Below are 18,567 nucleotides of genomic sequence, written 5' to 3'. Positions count from 1 at the left end.
AAACAGCAAGCATTTAAAAGACATCATGTCATGTAGAGTCCTTTCCAGGGCTCTTTTTATTTTAAATCGAGAGGAAAGATGCTGAATGGATTTTCACTTACTTGCATTTCTGCCAAGAATCATTGTAACCATGCTACTTTTTTATTTTCTAGTGAAGGTGTTGGATTTCGTTTCCGGATTGTTAAAAACGTGGAAAGGGGTTGTAAAATACCAATCTCGTGTCATGCGCGATGGGATTATTCGTTGGATCGGAGAGTTAGTCGGAATAGTTTTTGTCCTGGCTATCGACTATGTATTAGGGCTCAACTACTACCTAACTGGCTTTACATTAGCTTTATTCATTTACAAAGAAGGTGGCAGCATCACCGAAAATTTGAAGGCAATTGAGGTTGATTTACCAAAGGAAGTAAGCGAGAAACTAAAAAGTTTTGATAAGGGAGAGGAAAAATAATGGTGTATGCTTTTGAAAAATTACCTCAGTTAGTGGACATGAGAGAAGGGCTCAAAGAAATTGGAGAATACAAAAATTATGGAGTGTCTACCAAAACTGTCCGGGTATGGCATCACTCTCTAACAAAAAAAGAGCTATCCGGTTCAACGGCTGAGGCTTTTGCTAATTATCATGTAAGCCTGGGCTGGCCGGGAGTAGGATATCATTTTATCATTGAGCCAAAGAATTTGGTCAGAGGTGCAGATGGAAAGGACCGAGCCAGAATCGTGTGGGCCCATGATCCCGGAGTCAGTTCCTATCATGTAGGAAACAGCAACAGGTTTTCACTGGGAATCTGTGTGGCGGGTGATTACAGATCAGAAAAGCTGGATGAGGCCACTTTGAAATCCATCTCTGAGCTTCATTTCGCTCTTGTTAAGGATGGCATAGGAAACGAGGACAAGTCTCACAGAGAAATGCCAGGATACAGCTGGAAAGAATGTTGTGTTTATGATTATCATGCTGCTACTGCCTACAAAGATCCTGCACCAGTGACAGCAAATCCGATTCCAGATCCACTGCCAGGAATGTACACCATCCAAGAGGGTGACACTTTCTGGAGCATTGCCGGCCGCGATGGGGCTCAGGGAGTGATAGTTGAGGATCTGATTACAGCAAATCCAGATGTGGATCCGACAAAACTTAAAGTGGGGCAAAAAATAAAATTAGGCAATGCGAAAAATGTATTTACTCGCAAACCAGAAGAACCTAAGAAGCCACAAGACCTTTACAGATTTCCAGTTCCTAATGGAAGCCTAAAGCCAGGAAGTAAAGGCAATGAAGTTAAACAGCTGCAAAGAGCATTAAATGCTGTTTATTTTAATTGTGGAAATGTAGACGGGATTTACGGTGATGGAACCGAGGACGCCATTAAACGTTTCCAAAAGGTTTACCTGCCATATGAAGTCGATGGAGTTTATGGACCAAATACTCGTAAAAAATTACAAGCAGTCCTTAAATCTAAAGGATATTAAAGTTTAAAAGCCCCCTAGCTCGATTGAGTAGGGGGCTTATTCCAATTTAAAAAGGCAAATTATCCTCGTTCATAACCTTCCGGATTATATCTCTTTCCAGATCCTTTACCAGTTGGGTGATGTCCTGGTCTCCATACACAATCACTTTTTCTAATTCTGCACGATGAGAGTTATCCTTCTGAATTTGCTTCCAAAACTCAATAGCAACTTGTTCAGGTTTTCTCCCTCTAAGAGGAAAGGATCCCGATTGTGTTATTCTATTTGAGCTCGATGTGTAATGTATTTCAATTAATATATTCATTTTCATCTTCCCACCCTCGTAATTAGGAATGGTTACTCACTTTCAACTCAGATAGCTGAGTATCTATTCTGTTTATTAACTGAGCAGTTTTATAATCCCGCTCATTTTTTTCTTTTAGTAGTTCGATAATCCTTGCAAATCCAATAAATAACAATCCAATTACGATTCCACCAAATAAAATCGACATAGCATAAGTAAATTGGACATTATAAATTTCTAGGGCAGCTTGGTAAGATGCCTGCGCCAATTCATTGTCCGGAATACTTTCGTATGCCTCTTTAGCGTTCTTATATGGCTCTTTATCAATTCCGAAATAGGATATGACTCCTAAAAGAAATCCTGCCACCATGAATATCCATCCTACAACATTTAGTATTTTATCAATTCGTTCTTTCATGATACTTCCCCCATTTATTTTGCTTTTTTTTGTATTACGATTATTTAGCGCAAAAGTTCCTCTTTATTTTTAATTGCCCAAATATCCTCTACTTTTAACCCCAATTCATTAGCAATTACTAAAGCGTAAGCTAATGTAGGCAATGATTCTCCCCTATATAAAGCGCTCAAGGTGGTTGCGCTCATTTTAAACTTTTTCACAAAATGACTTTGTTTAATTCCTCGCTCGTCTAAAATCTCTTTAAGTCGTGATTCTACTGCTATTTTCATTTATTTCACCTCGTGTATTAATTCTACATAAAAATAAATTTCCCTTTTTTATCAGCAGACAGGCAATTATATATCAGCATACACATAAGAATAGACTAACGAACAACGAAAGGGGGATACCGAATGGAACAACTTGGATTTAACGGTTTTGTTAAAGCGATATTTGATGGTTATCGCGAAGCAAAGAGTTATAATCACAATCCTTTCAACGACCTCGAAAAATCTCACCTACTATTTGATGTAGATGAATTAAATAATCTTTGTGACAAAGCAAAAAACAAAGAACAGCATGAAGTCATATTGGATCATATGTACCGTTTTGATGCAATTAGGGTCGATTATTACAAGAGAATTGAAAAGAAAATTATCGATTGTTACTGGGAGGGGTGAAATTGCAATCAATTAAATTCTTAGAGTACCTATTAACAGTAGCTACGCCAGCAGATGTGGAATGGATTGTTGCTCTTTTATTTGATTTAAGGAGGGATAACATTGAGTTTTTTTGATTCAATTATGTCTCACGAAGTTGCTAAACGGAAAGTGAAGGAAGAAGGATGGGACTCCTTTTTAAATAAGTTTCAACAAGAATATGAATCTTATAATCTCTATTCATGCTCAACTTATTGGTTTAATGCTGATGATCCGCATTACATTTGTAAGTTTAGGGGTACCGGGGGTGACATTGTGGTCGGATGGGAAGGAGTGCATGACAAATGAAAACTTGTAAAGATTGCGAAAAGGATCTAAATGATTATCATTTCACTAATAATGAGGATATTTGTGATTACTGTTGGGCAATGAGAGGTGGTATTTAGATGGAAATAAAGTTAACCATGTTTCCAGACTACGTCAATTGGGTTGAAGGATATGCAGATGGAACCTGGTTTCAAGCGAAGTTGTTTGATGAACCTTCACCATACGGAATTAACGAAGGAAGGGTAAGTAAGCTGCATATAGATGGTGGGATTAATTATGACCGCGGCTGGGACTCGGGTGAAGGTCATCCATTAGTTGGCCCTGTGGTTGATTTCTTGGAAACTACTCCTAACCGTTTTTACGGTCCTCAAGAAAGACTAACTATGACTGAAGCAATGAATCGCTATAAAAGAGAAAGGGGTTATTAAATGTTTAGTTTATTTTTCGGAGGTGTCGGCGTATTTATTGGGTATCAATTAGGCTGGGTTAAAGGTTATGACCAAAAGGATCAGGATGATAAAAGAATCGAGTATGAAATGAGTGATTTTTGGAAGGCAGTGAAAAAACATGGCATATGAAGTAATCCCTTTTAAAGTATTCATGGCGGGCCCCAGTGCAGCTGTCCTATCCGGTATAGATGGAGGCTTGATCTTCTTCTTAGGTCTAGGCTTGACTCTAATTATACTGATTGCTCTAGAAAAGCTTGGCGTGACCATTAATGAAACGCTTGTGCGGATGGTTAGTTACGGAGCTATGGGTATCGGGTTTGTGATGTTGTGCTGGAAGGTCATTCTGTTGGTGGGGTGATGTAAAGTATTTGCATCGGCATATGCTGATTTAAGTAAAATAAAGGTTTAATTCTTGTATAATGTCGTGCCGATTATTTGAAACTATTGGGTCCCTCCCCAATACTCCTTCGTCGTTTTTCGGGGCCCCTCCCAATTTTTGCCCAGCGGTAATTTTAAGGAGGTTAATTACAATGCTTGAATGGGCCATTGTTCCAGCTTTGATGGCAGGAGCTGCATTCATTCCTAAAGGTAAGCATAACGACCGGAAGAAAATTGAAATGATATTTAAGAATGTAGGTTATGGTATCCGAGATAAAAACGGTCAATTAAAAACCCCTCGTTACAAATCAAAAAAGCCCATATATGATGGAATAAAATTAATTGAATCTAAGTATGAAGGCAAATGCAAAGATTGTAATAACGAAGTAAAAATAGGGGTAGAGGTATATTGGGACCAAGGAGCCCAAACAGTCACACATAAAAAATGTTTTGATGCTTCAAAAGCAGTAAGACTTGGAACTGTTTATAAGTTTACTATATTACCAGGATTACCTGCTACCAACATGCAGAAAAAAGAAAAAGAAGCAAAAGTCTTTAGAGATGGCCTTCAAAAGCCTATAGAAATCGAGTTTAAACGAACCTTAAATATAAAAGTTTACGATGAGGAATTACCCACAATGTTCCCATATGCTAATGTCCCAAAAGATAAAAAGGGTTGGATCGTTCCAATTGGAAGAGCGGTTCATGGTATGGTGTGGCACAATTTAGACCACGTTCCACATATGACTGTGGCCGGAACTACTCGATTCGGTAAAACCGTTATGCTACGAATGCTGATGACGTATCTCATCGAAACCCATCCTGAGGACGTGGAATTTTACATTATTGATTTAAAAGGCGGGCTTGAATTTGGTCGATACGAATCAATAAAGCAGGTTAAAAAAGTAGCAGCTGATCCACTAGAAGCAGCATTATTATTAGATGAACTCGAAGAGCAATATCAAAAGGATTATGTATTTTTCCGTCAAAAGTTTTTCTCTAATATTGTAGATACAGGCATCAAAAAAAGAAGAATCATAATTGTCGATGAAGCTGCACAACTAGCACCTGAAAAGTGGATGCCAGAAAAGATGAAAAAACAACTTAATTATTGCCAGACTCAACTCGCAAAGATTGCTTATCTTACTGGGGCTTTAGGGTATCGTTTAATATTTGCAACCCAGTACCCAACAGCTGACACTTTACCACGCATGATTAAGCAGAATGCTGATGCAAAAGTCAGCTTTCGATTACCAAGCGGTTATGCTTCTGGAGTGGCCATAGATGATTACGGGGCTGAAGAATTGCCATCTGATGTAAAAGGAAGAGCCCTATTTAAAACCCATGAATTAAAAGAGTTACAGGTTCCATTTATCTCGCATGAGCAAATGTGGGGGATTTTGGAGAAGTACATGAAAGGGGTAAGTATTAATGAATCATCTAACTCAAGTGGAGAGGAAAAAGCTTCGTCAGGAACAGATATTATTAAGTTTGGAGGTAATGCGCTTCGCAACAAGGGAGCAAATACAAAAAAGACACAACCTAGGAAAAGACCGGAACACTCACAGGATCCTAAACGAAATGAAGGAGTATCTTCAAGTGAGAACTCACGAGGGCAGGAACATTTATTACCTAAGCGCAAAAGGAAGGGAGTTGGTCGGAAGCGACCAGGAGATGAAATGGAACCTACAGATAGACCATCATCTGATGAGAAATGACATGTATCTGTTTTATTACTCGCCTAAGGACTGGAGGGTTGAAGAACCTATTGAATTTAAATATAAGGACGGATTGACCTATGTGGATATCACCCTCATTCCAGATGCTACATTTACTCTAAAAGGAAATTACTATTTTTTAGAAGTTGACCGCACACAATCGATGGTTGAAAACAAAAAGAAAATTGAACTCTACTCTAAATTAAGCCCTCTAATCCAACAACAATTCGGACACTTACCCACACTCGTTTTCTATACTTTAACATCTCATCGTAAAGAAAAACTTAAGGAACTCTGTAAAGATTATGGTGTCACTTGTAGTGTATATACCAAAGAGGATATTAGATAAAAGGAGATGATTTTAATGTTTAAAGTGTTGATTGAAAAAGTGGAGTATAAACTATGCTCAAGGTGTGGAGTTCACAGAAAGCCGGAATCTTTTGTGGTAAAGAAACAGAAAAGAAAGTCTTGTAGCAGTTGTAGAGGGAATAAATAGTATAAAAAATAAACTCCTTTGATGTCATTCGCTACACCAAGGGCAGGAAGTCCTGCTCGAATCGCAACTGGAAGAAGGACGGCACCTAAAAGTGCAACAGCAGGGGAAGGCCAGAAGAACCAGGAAATAATCATCATTAGAATTCCTATTGTCCAATAGGCGAGAGTGGGGTTACGAATAAGTTTTCGAAAAGGTGAAATCATGACATCATTAATTCCGGTTACCGTTAATGTATTGCTCATCGCTACAATTATTGAAATAACAAGAATAGTAGATAATAATTCTGTAATGGCATAACTGAAACTGTTGAAAATACTACTTATCGAATGACTTAACGACCCGGTTGCTGTGATAGCAATTAGGAAAATACCGACGATACAAACAATGGATGTGTCCCTTCTCATTACCATAAACCCAATAATAAGAACAATAAAGGTCACATATATCCAATGAAGAGCAGTAAGCTCGACAATCATACAATTTCCTCCTTTCTTTCACCCAGGGGGGCTATAGCCCTGTTGGATGTAATACAGAATATGAATATTGCATCAAGTGGTGAGAGCTAAAAGTGAAAAAAATATTGGGAAGTCAGCCTGCAGATTTAACGAATTTTAAAACATAAAAACGACTTTTTTTTGACAGTTAATAGCGTTATCTATACACAAATAGGATTAATAGATATAGTAAATACAGTTTAGAAAGAATCAGTAAGTTTTAAATTCATGCTATATATATTAAAATGGACAACAGACATGTTTTCGAAAGGTGGACTACCCTAATGACAAGACCGATTAATGAAACATTTTTAAAAGCAGCCAGAGGTGAGAAAACTGACCATGTACCTGTATGGTATATGCGCCAAGCTGGTCGTTCACAACCAGAGTACAGAGAGATTAAAGAAAAGTATTCCTTATTTGAAATCACTCACCAGCCTGAGCTTTGTGCGTATGTAACGCGCTTGCCTGTTGAACAATATAACGTCGATGCAGCCATTTTATATAAAGATATAATGACACCCCTGCCAGCGATTGGCATGGAGGTAGAAATAAAAGGTGGGATTGGACCAGTTATTGACAATCCGATCCGTTCTTTAGCAGATGTTGAAAAACTTGGCGAAATTAATCCAGAAGAAGATGTTCCTTATGTATTGGACACCATTAAATTATTAACCCAAGAGCAATTATCCGTGCCATTAATCGGTTTTTCTGGTGCACCATTTACTTTGGCAAGTTATATGATCGAAGGCGGCCCTTCTAAAAACTATAATAAGACCAAAGCGTTTATGTACACCGAGCCAAAGGCATGGTTTGCACTTATGGAGAAACTTGCGGACATGATCATTACATATGTAAAGTCGCAAATTAAAGCTGGTGCAAGGGCCATCCAGATTTTTGATTCATGGGTGGGAGCACTCAATGTAGAGGATTATCGTTATTTCATTAAGCCAGTCATGAATCGTATCTTTACTTCATTAAAAGAGGAAAATGTTCCATTAATTATGTTCGGCGTTGGTGCTAGCCATCTTGCATTAGAATGGAATGACCTGCCACTTGATGTTGTAGGTTTAGATTGGCGTCTGCCAATTCACGAGGCAAGGGAAATGGGCATTCATAAAACCGTTCAAGGCAATCTTGACCCGGCTATTTTGTTAGCTCCATGGGAAGTAATCGAAGAAAGAGCGAAAGCAATATTAGACCAAGGAATGGCACAAGATGGTTACATCTTTAATTTGGGTCACGGTGTATTCCCTTCAGTTAACCCAGAAACGTTGAAAAAATTAACTTCCTTTGTCCATGAGTATTCAGCATCAAAACTCAGTCGTTAAGTTTCCATCTTAAGTCTTTAAATTGGTAAGCAGACCAATTTTTTGGCACAATAATATGGGCTGCTTGATAGTGGGTCATTTAGAGCACTCCAGCTTTTATTGGCCCCCAACCTAATCAGTCGTCCAACATTGAATACGGAAAAGCGAAGAGACTTGAAAATGAGGTGCGGACATGACAAGAAAGAAAATGGGTCTGCTGGTAATGGCATATGGTACCCCATATAACTTAGATGATTTAGAGGGGTACTATACACATATTCGCCACGGCCGGAAGCCAACTCCAGAAATGATTGAAGAGCTTCGCAGTCGGTATGAAGCCATTGGCGGGATCTCCCCTTTGGCAAAGATCACACTCGAGCAAGCAGAAAAACTCGAAGAACATCTAAACAAAATCCAACAAAATATAGAATTCAAAATGTATCTTGGTCTAAAACATATCCAGCCGTTTATTGAAGATGCTGTTCATCAAATGCATGCTGATGGAATCGAAGAGGCTGTAAGTATAGTTCTTGCTCCGCATTTTTCAACCTTTAGCATAAAATCCTATAATGGAAGAGCCCAAGAAGAAGCAGAAAAATTAGGCCGGCTAAAAATAAGAACAATTGAAAGCTGGTATCAGGAACCAAAGTTTATCGATTATTGGGCAGGAAAGATTAAAAAAATCTTTGACCAAATGCCTGAAGAAGAAAAGGCTGATGCTGTACTCATCATTTCAGCGCATAGTCTGCCAGAGAAGATTCTGCAGTTTGGGGATCCATATCCGAGTCAACTGAAAGAAACAGCTGACTTAATTGCTGAACAGGCAGGGGTAAAAAAATACGTTGTTGGGTGGCAAAGTGCTGGGCAAACTCCAGAGCCTTGGCTGGGTCCAGATGTTCAGGATTTAACAAGGGATTTATATAAAGAGCATCATTATAAGGCATTTGTCTTTGCACCTGTAGGGTTTGTATCTGAACACCTTGAAGTGCTTTATGATAATGATTTTGAATGTAGAAAAGTGACGGAAGAATTAGGTGTAAGCTATTATCGACCGGAAATGCCAAATGCAAAGGAAGAATTTATTGATGCATTGTCGACTGTTGTTCTTAAAATGACAGCTGAGTAAGATTCAGATTAGTGGAAGAAGGTGAGCGCCGTGGCGGAAGAAAAACAAAAGATTATCATCATTGGGGGAGGAATTGCTGGGCTCACATCAGCTTTTTATCTTCAAAAAGCAATTCAAGAACATAATCTCCCTTATGAAATTAAACTCATCGAAGCATCACACCGTCTCGGTGGCAAAATGCAAACCGTTGTCAGGGATGGATATACGATTGAGAGAGGTCCAGATTCATTTTTAGCACGAAAGACAAGTATGTCCAGGTTAGCTGCGGAAGTAGGGATGGATGATCAACTAGTCCATAATTCCACGGGAAAATCATTCGTTTTAGTTAACGAGAAACTTCACTCAATGCCCGGTGGTTCGATCATGGGAATTCCAACGGAAATAGGACCTTTTCTCACAACAGGTCTTTTTTCTATTCCTGGTAAACTAAGAGCTGCGGCAGATTTCATTTTACCTCGGTCCGAAAGCGGAAGAGACCAATCATTAGGAGAATTCTTCAGAAGAAGACTAGGCGATGAGGTTGTTGAAAATTTAATTGAACCATTATTATCTGGGATTTATGCCGGTGATATAGATCAATTAAGCCTCATGTCTACTTTCCCGCAATTCTATGAGGTAGAACAGAAATATAGAAGCCTGATCATTGGCATGAAAAAATCTACCCCTGCCCAACCCAGCAAACCTGAAAGTAAGGAAAAAGCTAAAGGAGCTTTCCTAACATTTAAAACGGGGCTTCAATCCTTTGCAGAAGGCATTGAAGCAAAATTGGATCCAATATCTATTTTAAAAGGACATCGTGTAGACAAAATCACCAAAGTTGAGAATAAGTATGAAGTTTATCTCAATAATGGGGAAACAATGGTGGCAGATAGCGTCATTGCAGCGACTCCTCATAAAATAACACAGGCGATGTTTGCAGAGTATAGTTTTTTTGATCCTTTGAAATCAGTCCCTTCTACATCAGTAGCAACAGTAGCTTTAGCATTTCCGGAAGAGGCAGTGAAAAATGACATCGATGGAACAGGTTTTGTTGTTTCAAGAAATAGTGATTATTCGATCACTGCATGTACTTGGACACATAAAAAATGGGATCATTCAACACCGAAAGGGAAAGTATTACTCCGCTGCTATGTTGGGAGGTCTGGAGATGAAACCATCGTAGACCTCTCTGATGACAGAATTATTAAGATTGTACTAGATGACTTGAAGAAAACGATGAACATCACAATGAATCCGGATTTTGCAATCATTTCACGGTGGAAAAATTCAATGCCCCAATATACAGTGGGACATAAACAACGTTTAGCTGACATTTTAAAGTATATGAAAACGGATCTACCTGGTGTATTTTTAGCAGGTTCTTCTTATGGTGGTGTTGGACTTCCGGATTGTATTGATCAAGGAGAGGCAGCTGTCAAAGACGTCCTGGAGTTTTTAACAGGAAAAGATTTTTCAACAGGAGCTGTTCATTGATAACAGCTTCTTTTTTCTGCTTGCAAACAGGCAGGAATCGTTGTATACTCTAAAAGTATTAAATGACCGAATTGTTCAAGTGGTCATAATTTAAGTAGGTTAATAGTCAATTTTAGGGTTGTCTATGGGATAGTCCTAATTTTTTAAACAAAAATGACTAAATGAACAAAATAGTCATAAATGAAAAAGGAGGGTCATAAGTGAAAAACATGCTATTTAAGGAGGAGCTCCTTGCTATTGTAAGAAATAAAAAAGTGTTAATCCCAATTATTGCTGTCATGTTTGTCCCCGTATTATATGCAGGAATGTTTTTATGGGCATTCTGGGATCCATACGCAAAACTTGATGAACTTCCAGTTGCCGTTGTCAACGAAGATGCGGGTGCAACACTCGATGGGACCCATTTGAAGCTTGGTGATGATTTAGTATCTAAGCTAAAGAAAAATAAACAATTTGGATTTGAGTTTGTCGATAAAAAAGAGGGCTACGATAACTTAAAAGAACAGAAATATTATATGGTTATCGAAATCCCGAAGGATTTTTCAAAAAATGCGACAACTTTATTGGATGAGCAACCGGAAAAGTTGGAATTGGTTTATACACCTAATGAAAGTTATAACTTCTTATCTGCGCAAATCGGCGGCACGGCCGCAGAAAAAATCAAAACAGCTGTTGCTGAAAAGGTAACTGAAACTTATGCTGAAACCATATTTGATAAAATCAGTGAGCTTGCCGATGGTGTTGTAAAGGCGAGCGATGGTGCAGTCCAGTTAAGTGATGGTTCTGTTGACCTTGAAAAAGGCTCAAAGGATTTAAATGAAGGACTTGCAACCCTTGCTGAAAAAACAAGTGAGTTTAACGGTGGAATGAAAGCAGCTGATGCCGGATCTGATAAGCTTGCAGTTGGTTCGAAGGATTTGTATAACGGACTTTCTACTTTAGCCAAAAAGTCGATTGAATTCGACTATGGTGTGAAAGCAGCAACTTCCGGCTCTAAACAAGTAGCCACAGGATCGAATGAGTTGAAAAAAGGGCTGGCAAAAGCTGATGCCAATCTTCCGTTGCTTATTGATGGAACGAAGGAGGTATCTACAGGTGCAGAACAATTAAAACGTGACCTTCCCGCAGGGATTGCTGCAGGAATTGAAAAAGAATTGACTGGAAGTGTTGGAGAACTTAATGCGGGTATTGATCAATTTCAATCACAGTTAACTAACACATTAGCATCCCAAATTGCGGATCAAACAATAACGCAACAAACAGAGAAAATGCAGAAACTAGCCCAAACCTTAATTGAGAACAAAGTGGATCCAGCACTTGTTCAAGGAATAATGGCTAATGAGAAAAATAATGCGCCAACGAAAGAACAGTTAGAGCAGCAAATTTTATCAGAACTTAACCCTAAAATGGAGGCTGGCTTTAACCAATTCAAAACAGGGGTAGATGAAAAATTAGCAGGTTCATCGAAGGGCTTAGAGGATAAAATTAAAGCACAAACAACTCCTTATTTTGATCAATTAATTGCCGGCATTGGCAAAGTCAATGGCGGTCAGCAGGAATTGCAAAAAGGGATCCATGATTTATATGCAGGTGCATCAAAATTAACAGATGGCACTAACAATCTTTCTGATGGGATGAGTCAATTGGCAGATGGTGCTGATAAAATTACCATGGGAACCGGACAATTAGCATCAGGTTCGGGAAATCTGAAAAAAGGGGCCGCGGATCTTACAAATGGTATGAATCAATTAACAGCGGGTGCGTCTGCCCTAACATCTGGAACGGGACAATTGGCAGATGGTTCCGGGAAGTTAAAAGACGGTACATCGAAACTTTCTAATGGGGCCAAGGAATTAGCAGATAAACTTTCAGAAGGTGGAAAAGAAGTTGCTAAGGTTCACTCAAATGAAAAGACTTATAATATGATGGCAGACCCGGTAAAGCTCGATAGTGAAAAAATTAATCATGTGCCAAACTATGGAACAGGATTTACACCATATTTCCTATCGTTAGGCTTGTTTGTGGGTGCACTTCTTCTCTCAATTGTCTTTCCACTTCGTGATACAGCGATTGCTCCGGCCAATGGATTTAACTGGTTTTCTAGTAAGTTTTCAATCATGGCTGGAATTGGAATTTTCCAAGCTATATTGGCAGATGTGATTCTTCTAGGAGGATTAGGTCTAGATGTACAAAGCTTACCAAAATTTATTCTTTTTTCAATAATAACCAGCTTAACGTTTATCGCGTTAATTCAGCTCCTTGTATCGGTATTTGCCGATGCTGGCCGCTTTATTGCGATTATTATCTTGATTTTACAATTAACTACCAGCGCCGGGACATTCCCGCTTGAGTTAATCCCGAACTTCTTACAGCATTTCAATGCCTATCTGCCGATGAGCTATTCGGTTCAAGGCTTTAAGGCCGTTATTTCAAGTGGCGATTACAGTTTCATGTGGCAAAATTTCATAATTCTAATAGGCTTTATGCTTACCTTCTCTATTGGGACCATCGCATACTTTACAATGAGATTTAATCACAAATATAAACACCAAATGAATAATTAATGAAAAACCAGCCGTTAAAAAAATGCGGCTGGTTTTTTGTACTATACTGAAAAGAAATCATTTTTTGAGTATATTAGGAATATAAACATTGAATTGGAGGAGTTTAATTTGAAACTTACGGTTATTGGTTTTTGGGGTGGATATCCGAAACAGAATGCGGCTAGTTCGGGTTATTTAATTGATCATGAGGGATTTCGGCTATTAATCGATTGTGGAAGCGGGGTGCTTTCTAAGCTCCAAAATATTATCCAGCCCGAAGAACTGGATGCTGTTTTACTTTCGCATTATCACCCAGATCACATTGCAGATATTGGTGTTTTGCAGCATGCAAGATTAATCCAAGGCTTTTTAGGAAAGAAGACCTCAACCCTACCTCTATATGGACATGATATGGATCCATATGAATTTAGCAAATTAACCTATAAAGAGATTACAAAAGGAGTAGCTTATAATCCTAGTGAGATTCTCACAGTTGGTCCATTTCAAGTTTCATTTCTAAAAACAGACCATCCAGTCCCTTGTTATGCAATGAGAATAGAGGCAGATGGAAAAGCAATCGTCTACACTGCTGACAGCTCCTTTAAGGATGAATTTATCGAGTTTAGTCGGAATGCGGATGTATTATTGTGTGAGTGCAACTTTTACGGGCATCAAAACGGTAAGTCGGCAGGACATATGAATAGTATCGACGCCGGAAAATTTGCGCAAAAAGCTGATGTTAAGCAATTAATTCTTACCCATTTGCCGCATTATGGCACAATATCTGATTTAATCACCGAGGCTGCCGGTGAATTTACTGGTATAATAATACTTGCAGAAGAATTTCAATCTATTTCACTATAAGAAGGGGAAGTAAACTATGTTATTCATCGATAATAAAGGGATCACCGATCCGCAGATAAATTTGGCAATCGAAGAATACGCACTGAAGAATCTTGATATTAATGAAACGTATTTATTATTTTACATAAATGAAGCTTCTATCATAATTGGAAAGAATCAAAATACAATTGAAGAAATTAATACGGAGTATGTGGAAGGTAATGGAATTAAAGTGGTCCGCAGGCTCTCAGGCGGTGGAGCGGTTTATCATGATCTTGGAAATTTAAACTTTAGTTTTATTACCAAGGATGACGGGGGAAGTTTTCATAACTTTCGTAAATTCACAGAGCCGGTCGTGGCAGCATTGAAAAAGTTAGGAGTAAATGCGGAATTAAGCGGCAGAAATGACTTGGAGGTTGGAGGTCGAAAAATCTCTGGTAATGCCCAATTTTCAACAAAGGGCAGAATGTTTAGCCATGGTACATTGATGCTTAATTCAGAAATCGAAAATGTGGTTTCAGCTTTAAAAGTAAAAAAAGATAAAATCGAATCAAAAGGAATTAAATCAGTCCGCAGCAGGGTTGCCAATATATCTGAGTTTCTTACTGAAAAGGTGGAAATTGATGAATTCCGGTCTTTATTGTTAAAGAATATTTTTGAAGGGCAAGATGAAATACCAGAATATGTTTTGACGGACGAGGATTGGGAAATGATTTACCAGCTATCAAAAGAACGCTATCGAAACTGGGAATGGAACTATGGGAAATCACCTAAGTTCAATCTACAGCACTCTCACCGCTTCCCAGTAGGTTCCATTGATGTCCGCCTTGAAGTTAATAAAGGTGTCATTGAAAATTGTAAAATCTACGGTGACTTTTTTGGTGTTGGTGAGGTAAGTGAAATTGAGGAGAAGTTAACAGGCACCCGCTATGGAAAAAATGAAATTGACAAGGCGCTTGCAGATATTGATACAACCCATTACTTTGGAAATGTTACGAAAGATGAGTTTTTAAACTTACTATACTAAGACCAGGGCACAGCGTTTATTACGCTGTGTTTTCCGTTTTGTGTGAATATTTAGTATTATACTTGAATAGATTACTTTCATTTAATATAATATATTTAGAAAATTGTAACAATTTTATGAATGAGCACTCATTCAACTTAGGGGGATAAATATGAATCTTTTATCACAGTTTGAAGAATCTGCGAAGAACTTTTCGACTAAACCGGCCTATTATTTTATGGACCAAGCATGTACTTATGCTGAATTGAATGGGGCCATTACGAAATTTGCATCGGGTCTTGAAAAATTAGGGGTGAAAAAGGGGGATCATATCGCATTATTGTTGGGTAACTCACCTCACTTTGTGATCAGCTTATATGGAGCTTTACGGTTAGGGGTAACTGTTATTCCCGTGAATCCCATTTATACTGCAGATGAGATTAGTTACATATTAAATAATGGCGATGTCAAAGTAGTGATCGCGCTTGACCTAGCTATCCCGTTAGTCGAAAAAGTGCATACTTTCCTGCCTAAAATTAAGAATTATATTTTTTGTGAAACGACCCCAAATAGCAGAATAGAGTCGAAAATTGAAAACCTCTCAGGCTCTTCAAAAATGAAATCGTTTACAGCGATCGTGGCTTCTGGAGAATTAAACTTTAAGGGACCAAATCTCGAAGACGATGATACAGCCATTATTCTTTATACCTCGGGTACAACTGGCAAACCAAAAGGTGCTATGTTAACCCATAATAATTTGTATAGTAATGCTAAAGATGTCAGCGAATATTTGAAAATGAATCCTGATGATAGAATAGTAACGGTTCTGCCGATGTTCCATGTTTTCTGCTTGACAGTCGCTTTAAATGCACCATTATTAAGTGGGGCGACACTATTAATTGCACCCAAATTTAGTCCAAAAGAAATTTTTGAACTTATCAAGAATAATCAGGCGACTGTTTTTGCTGGTGTCCCGACCATGTTTAATTTCCTCTTCCAATTTCCTGATGGTAATCCTGAAGACCTAAAATCCTTACGCTTATGTATTTCAGGAGGAGCTTCATTGCCTGTTGCCCTTTTAAAGAATTTTGAACAAAAGTTTAATGTTGTAGTATCTGAAGGTTATGGATTATCGGAGGCTTCACCTGTTACTTGCTTTAATCCGCTAGACCGCCCGCGCAAGCCTGGTTCCATTGGAACATCTATCCTGCGTGTCGAAAATAAAATTCTAAATGAGCTTGGTGAAGAAGTACCCGTTGGTGAGGTGGGTGAACTTATTGTTCGTGGTCCCAATGTAATGAAGGGGTATTATAAAATGGCAGAAGAGACGGCGGCGGCCATTCGGAATGGGTGGCTTCATACCGGTGACCTCGCTAGAATGGATGAAGATGGGTATTTTTACATTGTCGATCGAAAAAAGGATCTAATCCTTGTTGGCGGTTATAATGTCTACCCACGAGAAGTGGAGGAGGTTATTTATAACCATTTGGATGTTGTAGAGGTGGCTGTCCTCGGTGTTCCAGACCCAAATCTTGGTGAGGCTGTTAAAGCCTATGTTGTAAGTAAGAATCCAGGGCTAACGGCAGAACAATTACTCGATTATTGCAGGGAACACTTGGCCAAATATAAACTTCCATCTTCGATTGAATTTATCGAAGAACTTCCAAAGAATACAACTGGGAAAATATTAAGGAGGGCACTAAAGGAACAAGTAGCCAAAACTGTCAGTAACTAATTCTTAAATAGTTGGGCAGGTCACTTTTACAGTTCTAATTTGTCCTTTTTTAACTAAACTAAGTATAGAGAGTCTGTACACAAAGGAGGGACAAATCATGGCTAGAAAAATGGGTGTCTATGCGGTTATGGGCTACATTCTATATGGATTATTTTTTTATTGGTATTTATTCCATTTTGCCGCTACAAACCTGCCATTTGAATACGAAGGATCAAAGGCGGACCCGGCGACCTTTTTAAATGGCAGGGAACTTATGCTGAGCGAGGAGTATTCAAAAATAAGGAATTTATTATTTTTCCTATCTACTCCGTTTGAATGGCTTTTATATTTCTTAATTTTATTATTTGGTTTTTCCAAGACATTCAAGCGCTGGGCGGAAAACTCATCAAAGTATAAGCTGCTTCAAACAGCCATTTATCTTATTTGGTTATCGGTATTCGCTTATTTGGCGACATTTCCTCTAAGTTATATTAGTTTTTCATTATCAAAAACGTATAATATTTCAACTCAAACCTTTGCTTCCTGGATGAAGGATGAGTTGATTGACTTTTGGCTTAATTATGGGACATGGTTGATCATTGTCCCCGTATTATACTGGCTCATGAAGAAAAGTCAAAAGCGGTGGTGGCTATATGGATGGCTTTTATCGATTCCATTTACATTATTTATGATGTTTCTCCAGCCAGTTGTTATTGACCCGTTATACAATGACTTTTATCCATTAACAAATAAGGAATTGGAAACGAAGATACTGGCTTTGGCCGATAAGGCTGATATTCCAGCACAACATGTTTTTGAAGTGAATAAGTCAGAGGAAACGAATGCTTTAAATGCCTATGTTACAGGAATTGGCTCTAATGCTCGGATTGTCCTGTGGGATACTACCTTAAATAAATTAACAGATGATCAAATTTTATTTATCATGGCTCATGAAATGTGCCATTATGTCGAGAAACATATTTACTTTGGAATTGCAGGCTATTTGCTAATTTCGCTGCTCGGATTGTATTTGACCTATCGGATTATGAATTGGGCAACAAGACGCTGGGGCAAGGAGTTAAATATCTCAGACGTTAGAGATATCCGATCACTCCCATTATTTTTTATGATTCTTTCGATGCTCCTATTTGCTGCAAGTCCACTGACGAATTTTACTTCTCGTTATCAGGAAACTCGCGCTGACAAATATGCCATTGAGATGACCAAAAATCCAGAAGCAGCGATTACTTCTTTTCAGGAATTAACCCGCTCTGGATTAAGTCAAGTAAATCCACCGCTATTGGTGAAAATTTTCCGCTATACCCATCCTTCAATGCTTGATAGAATTTCGATGCTTGAAGATTATGAAGTTAAACATAGGAACAAATAAATACAATCCATGAGAAGGCTGAGACATTTTGATATGTCTACAGTCTTTTTTTTGTGTGTAAGAAATTTTCAAAACTTTTTTTACAAAAATATGTTATTTCATCAGACAAGCCTTCGGTCTCTTACATTTAATATATAAGACGTAAGATAAGGGGGTGATTATGATAAGCGAAATGACTAATACTCGTCCACCAGATGTTGTAGCAATCCTTTGGGAAGTAGTTACTAACAATGGCATTACAACTCGCAGAATTGTCGAAGCTGAAGTTGTTGGAACTGCAAATCCTTGCCAAAGACGCTTAGTACCGGGCCGCAGATTATCACGTGCTCGTGAGTGCCTTGTAGCAAATGGCTTTGACAGAGTGTTCCAAGAAAGATTTGGAGACTTTGGGGTTTCAATCTTCGTTCGTTCTTAATTACTGTCCTCTGATAATAGTTGTGATTTCCTTCGTTGTTTAGTTTCACAGCTACTAGAGATGATTGAAAAGTGCGGGTTTATCC

20 protein-coding genes and 2 pseudogenes are annotated in these 18,567 nt (G+C 38.4%); 18 read left to right on the top strand and 4 right to left on the bottom strand.

What is annotated here, in order from left to right:
* The first annotated feature begins 85 nt into the window (after window positions 1-85).
* The gene (locus J7E66_RS10300) at window positions 86-451 is read left to right on the top strand and encodes a phage holin family protein (RefSeq protein ID WP_214999754.1); all 366 of its coding nucleotides are present in this window, start codon (window positions 86-88) and stop codon (window positions 449-451) included.
* Window positions 451-1,464 (top strand): peptidoglycan-binding protein, encoded by a 1,014-nt coding sequence (locus J7E66_RS10295; protein WP_214999751.1) that lies wholly within the window; start codon window positions 451-453, stop codon window positions 1,462-1,464. The genes J7E66_RS10300 and J7E66_RS10295 overlap by 1 nt, the downstream gene beginning before the upstream one ends.
* A gap of 46 nt (window positions 1,465-1,510) precedes the next feature.
* On the opposite strand, the gene J7E66_RS10290 is transcribed toward J7E66_RS10295, so the two are convergent.
* The 3 genes from J7E66_RS10290 to J7E66_RS10280 are packed head-to-tail and all read right to left on the bottom strand — an operon-like array spanning window position 1,511 to window position 2,431.
* Entirely contained in the window at window positions 1,511-1,765 is a 255-nt protein-coding gene (locus J7E66_RS10290; RefSeq protein WP_214999749.1) for a hypothetical protein, read from the bottom strand.
* A 22-nt stretch (window positions 1,766-1,787) separates the two neighbouring features.
* Window positions 1,788-2,162 carry a hypothetical protein gene (locus tag J7E66_RS10285; protein WP_214999747.1) on the bottom strand — a complete coding sequence of 125 codons (375 nt, stop codon included), beginning with the start codon at window positions 2,160-2,162 and terminating at the stop codon, window positions 1,788-1,790.
* Window positions 2,163-2,206: 44 nt separating this feature from the next.
* Entirely contained in the window at window positions 2,207-2,431 is a 225-nt protein-coding gene (locus tag J7E66_RS10280; RefSeq protein WP_214999745.1) for a helix-turn-helix transcriptional regulator, read from the bottom strand.
* A 123-nt stretch (window positions 2,432-2,554) separates the two neighbouring features.
* Between J7E66_RS10280 and J7E66_RS10275 the strand changes: the two genes are divergently transcribed.
* The 7 genes and pseudogenes from J7E66_RS10275 to J7E66_RS10245 all read left to right on the top strand — a co-directional run bounded on the left by J7E66_RS10275 (window position 2,555) and on the right by J7E66_RS10245 (window position 6,021).
* Window positions 2,555-2,821, top strand: a complete 267-nt coding sequence (locus J7E66_RS10275; protein WP_214999742.1) for a hypothetical protein — start codon at window positions 2,555-2,557, stop codon at window positions 2,819-2,821.
* A gap of 102 nt (window positions 2,822-2,923) precedes the next feature.
* Complete coding sequence (locus tag J7E66_RS10270; RefSeq protein WP_214999740.1) at window positions 2,924-3,148, top strand: hypothetical protein; 225 nt, start codon at window positions 2,924-2,926, stop codon at window positions 3,146-3,148.
* A gap of 98 nt (window positions 3,149-3,246) precedes the next feature.
* Window positions 3,247-3,555 (top strand): DUF7678 domain-containing protein, encoded by a 309-nt coding sequence (locus J7E66_RS10265; RefSeq protein WP_215000011.1) that lies wholly within the window; start codon window positions 3,247-3,249, stop codon window positions 3,553-3,555.
* Window positions 3,556-3,705: a hypothetical protein gene (locus J7E66_RS10260; protein ID WP_214999738.1), complete on the top strand. Its 150-nt coding sequence runs from the start codon at window positions 3,556-3,558 to the stop codon at window positions 3,703-3,705.
* Entirely contained in the window at window positions 3,695-3,934 is a 240-nt protein-coding gene (locus J7E66_RS10255) for a hypothetical protein (protein WP_214999736.1), read from the top strand. Before J7E66_RS10260 ends, J7E66_RS10255 begins: the two co-directional genes overlap by 11 nt.
* Window positions 3,935-3,995: 61 nt before the next feature.
* Window positions 3,996-4,955 (top strand): annotated as a pseudogene (locus tag J7E66_RS32590) (FtsK/SpoIIIE domain-containing protein); the annotation flags it as partial.
* A 430-nt stretch (window positions 4,956-5,385) separates the two neighbouring features.
* Window positions 5,386-6,021, top strand: a complete 636-nt coding sequence (locus J7E66_RS10245) for a replication-relaxation family protein (RefSeq protein WP_308162494.1) — start codon at window positions 5,386-5,388, stop codon at window positions 6,019-6,021.
* A gap of 176 nt (window positions 6,022-6,197) precedes the next feature.
* Here J7E66_RS10245 and J7E66_RS10240 read toward each other — a convergent pair.
* Window positions 6,198-6,644 (bottom strand): annotated as a pseudogene (locus tag J7E66_RS10240) (hypothetical protein); the annotation flags it as partial.
* A gap of 302 nt (window positions 6,645-6,946) precedes the next feature.
* Between J7E66_RS10240 and hemE the strand changes: the two are divergent.
* The 9 genes from hemE (at window position 6,947) to J7E66_RS10195 (ending at window position 18,482) form a co-directional block, all read left to right on the top strand.
* On the top strand, window positions 6,947-7,993 hold the full coding sequence (gene hemE, locus J7E66_RS10235) for a uroporphyrinogen decarboxylase (RefSeq protein ID WP_088086010.1): 1,047 nt from the start codon (window positions 6,947-6,949) through the stop codon (window positions 7,991-7,993).
* Window positions 7,994-8,165: 172 nt separating this feature from the next.
* Window positions 8,166-9,098 carry a ferrochelatase gene (gene hemH, locus J7E66_RS10230; protein ID WP_214999726.1) on the top strand — a complete coding sequence of 311 codons (933 nt, stop codon included), beginning with the start codon at window positions 8,166-8,168 and terminating at the stop codon, window positions 9,096-9,098.
* A gap of 30 nt (window positions 9,099-9,128) precedes the next feature.
* Window positions 9,129-10,571: a protoporphyrinogen oxidase gene (gene hemY / locus J7E66_RS10225; protein ID WP_214999725.1), complete on the top strand. Its 1,443-nt coding sequence runs from the start codon at window positions 9,129-9,131 to the stop codon at window positions 10,569-10,571.
* A gap of 209 nt (window positions 10,572-10,780) precedes the next feature.
* Window positions 10,781-13,135 carry a YhgE/Pip domain-containing protein gene (locus tag J7E66_RS10220; RefSeq protein ID WP_251032872.1) on the top strand — a complete coding sequence of 785 codons (2,355 nt, stop codon included), beginning with the start codon at window positions 10,781-10,783 and terminating at the stop codon, window positions 13,133-13,135.
* 108 nt (window positions 13,136-13,243) lie between these two features.
* Window positions 13,244-13,978, top strand: a complete 735-nt coding sequence (locus tag J7E66_RS10215; RefSeq protein WP_214999721.1) for an MBL fold metallo-hydrolase — start codon at window positions 13,244-13,246, stop codon at window positions 13,976-13,978.
* Between the two features lie 16 nt (window positions 13,979-13,994).
* Window positions 13,995-14,984: a lipoate--protein ligase gene (gene lplA / locus J7E66_RS10210; protein ID WP_214999719.1), complete on the top strand. Its 990-nt coding sequence runs from the start codon at window positions 13,995-13,997 to the stop codon at window positions 14,982-14,984.
* Between the two features lie 151 nt (window positions 14,985-15,135).
* Entirely contained in the window at window positions 15,136-16,698 is a 1,563-nt protein-coding gene (locus J7E66_RS10205; RefSeq protein WP_214999717.1) for a fatty acid--CoA ligase family protein, read from the top strand.
* A gap of 97 nt (window positions 16,699-16,795) precedes the next feature.
* Window positions 16,796-18,067 carry a M48 family metallopeptidase gene (locus tag J7E66_RS10200; RefSeq protein ID WP_214999715.1) on the top strand — a complete coding sequence of 424 codons (1,272 nt, stop codon included), beginning with the start codon at window positions 16,796-16,798 and terminating at the stop codon, window positions 18,065-18,067.
* A 160-nt stretch (window positions 18,068-18,227) separates the two neighbouring features.
* Entirely contained in the window at window positions 18,228-18,482 is a 255-nt protein-coding gene (locus J7E66_RS10195) for a hypothetical protein (RefSeq protein ID WP_214999713.1), read from the top strand.
* Window positions 18,483-18,567: the final 85 nt, after the last annotated feature.

It is taken from the genome of Bacillus sp. ISL-7, from assembly GCF_018613065.1.
Note: the sequence above shows the minus strand (reverse complement) of the source record. Positions and strands in the feature narration are given on the sequence as shown.

Bases quoted from the DNA above. Each gene is read 5' to 3' on its own strand.
- J7E66_RS10280 (WP_214999745.1), bottom strand. From the start codon at position 2,431: ATGAAAATAGCAGTAGAATCACGACTTAAAGAGATTTTAGACGAGCGA.
- hemH (WP_214999726.1), top strand. From the start codon at position 8,166: ATGACAAGAAAGAAAATGGGTCTGCTGGTAATGGCATATGGTACCCCA.
- J7E66_RS10290 (WP_214999749.1), bottom strand. From the start codon at position 1,765: ATGAATATATTAATTGAAATACATTACACATCGAGCTCAAATAGAATA.
- J7E66_RS10275 (WP_214999742.1), top strand. From the start codon at position 2,555: ATGGAACAACTTGGATTTAACGGTTTTGTTAAAGCGATATTTGATGGT.
- J7E66_RS10265 (WP_215000011.1), top strand. From the start codon at position 3,247: ATGGAAATAAAGTTAACCATGTTTCCAGACTACGTCAATTGGGTTGAA.
- J7E66_RS10285 (WP_214999747.1), bottom strand. From the start codon at position 2,162: ATGAAAGAACGAATTGATAAAATACTAAATGTTGTAGGATGGATATTC.
- J7E66_RS10245 (WP_308162494.1), top strand. From the start codon at position 5,386: ATGAATCATCTAACTCAAGTGGAGAGGAAAAAGCTTCGTCAGGAACAG.
- J7E66_RS10295 (WP_214999751.1), top strand. From the start codon at position 451: ATGGTGTATGCTTTTGAAAAATTACCTCAGTTAGTGGACATGAGAGAA.
- J7E66_RS10300 (WP_214999754.1), top strand. From the start codon at position 86: ATGGATTTTCACTTACTTGCATTTCTGCCAAGAATCATTGTAACCATG.
- lplA (WP_214999719.1), top strand. From the start codon at position 13,995: ATGTTATTCATCGATAATAAAGGGATCACCGATCCGCAGATAAATTTG.
- J7E66_RS10205 (WP_214999717.1), top strand. From the start codon at position 15,136: ATGAATCTTTTATCACAGTTTGAAGAATCTGCGAAGAACTTTTCGACT.
- J7E66_RS10220 (WP_251032872.1), top strand. From the start codon at position 10,781: ATGCTATTTAAGGAGGAGCTCCTTGCTATTGTAAGAAATAAAAAAGTG.
- J7E66_RS10200 (WP_214999715.1), top strand. From the start codon at position 16,796: ATGGCTAGAAAAATGGGTGTCTATGCGGTTATGGGCTACATTCTATAT.
- hemE (WP_088086010.1), top strand. From the start codon at position 6,947: ATGACAAGACCGATTAATGAAACATTTTTAAAAGCAGCCAGAGGTGAG.
- J7E66_RS10195 (WP_214999713.1), top strand. From the start codon at position 18,228: ATGATAAGCGAAATGACTAATACTCGTCCACCAGATGTTGTAGCAATC.
- J7E66_RS10260 (WP_214999738.1), top strand. From the start codon at position 3,556: ATGTTTAGTTTATTTTTCGGAGGTGTCGGCGTATTTATTGGGTATCAA.
- J7E66_RS10255 (WP_214999736.1), top strand. From the start codon at position 3,695: ATGGCATATGAAGTAATCCCTTTTAAAGTATTCATGGCGGGCCCCAGT.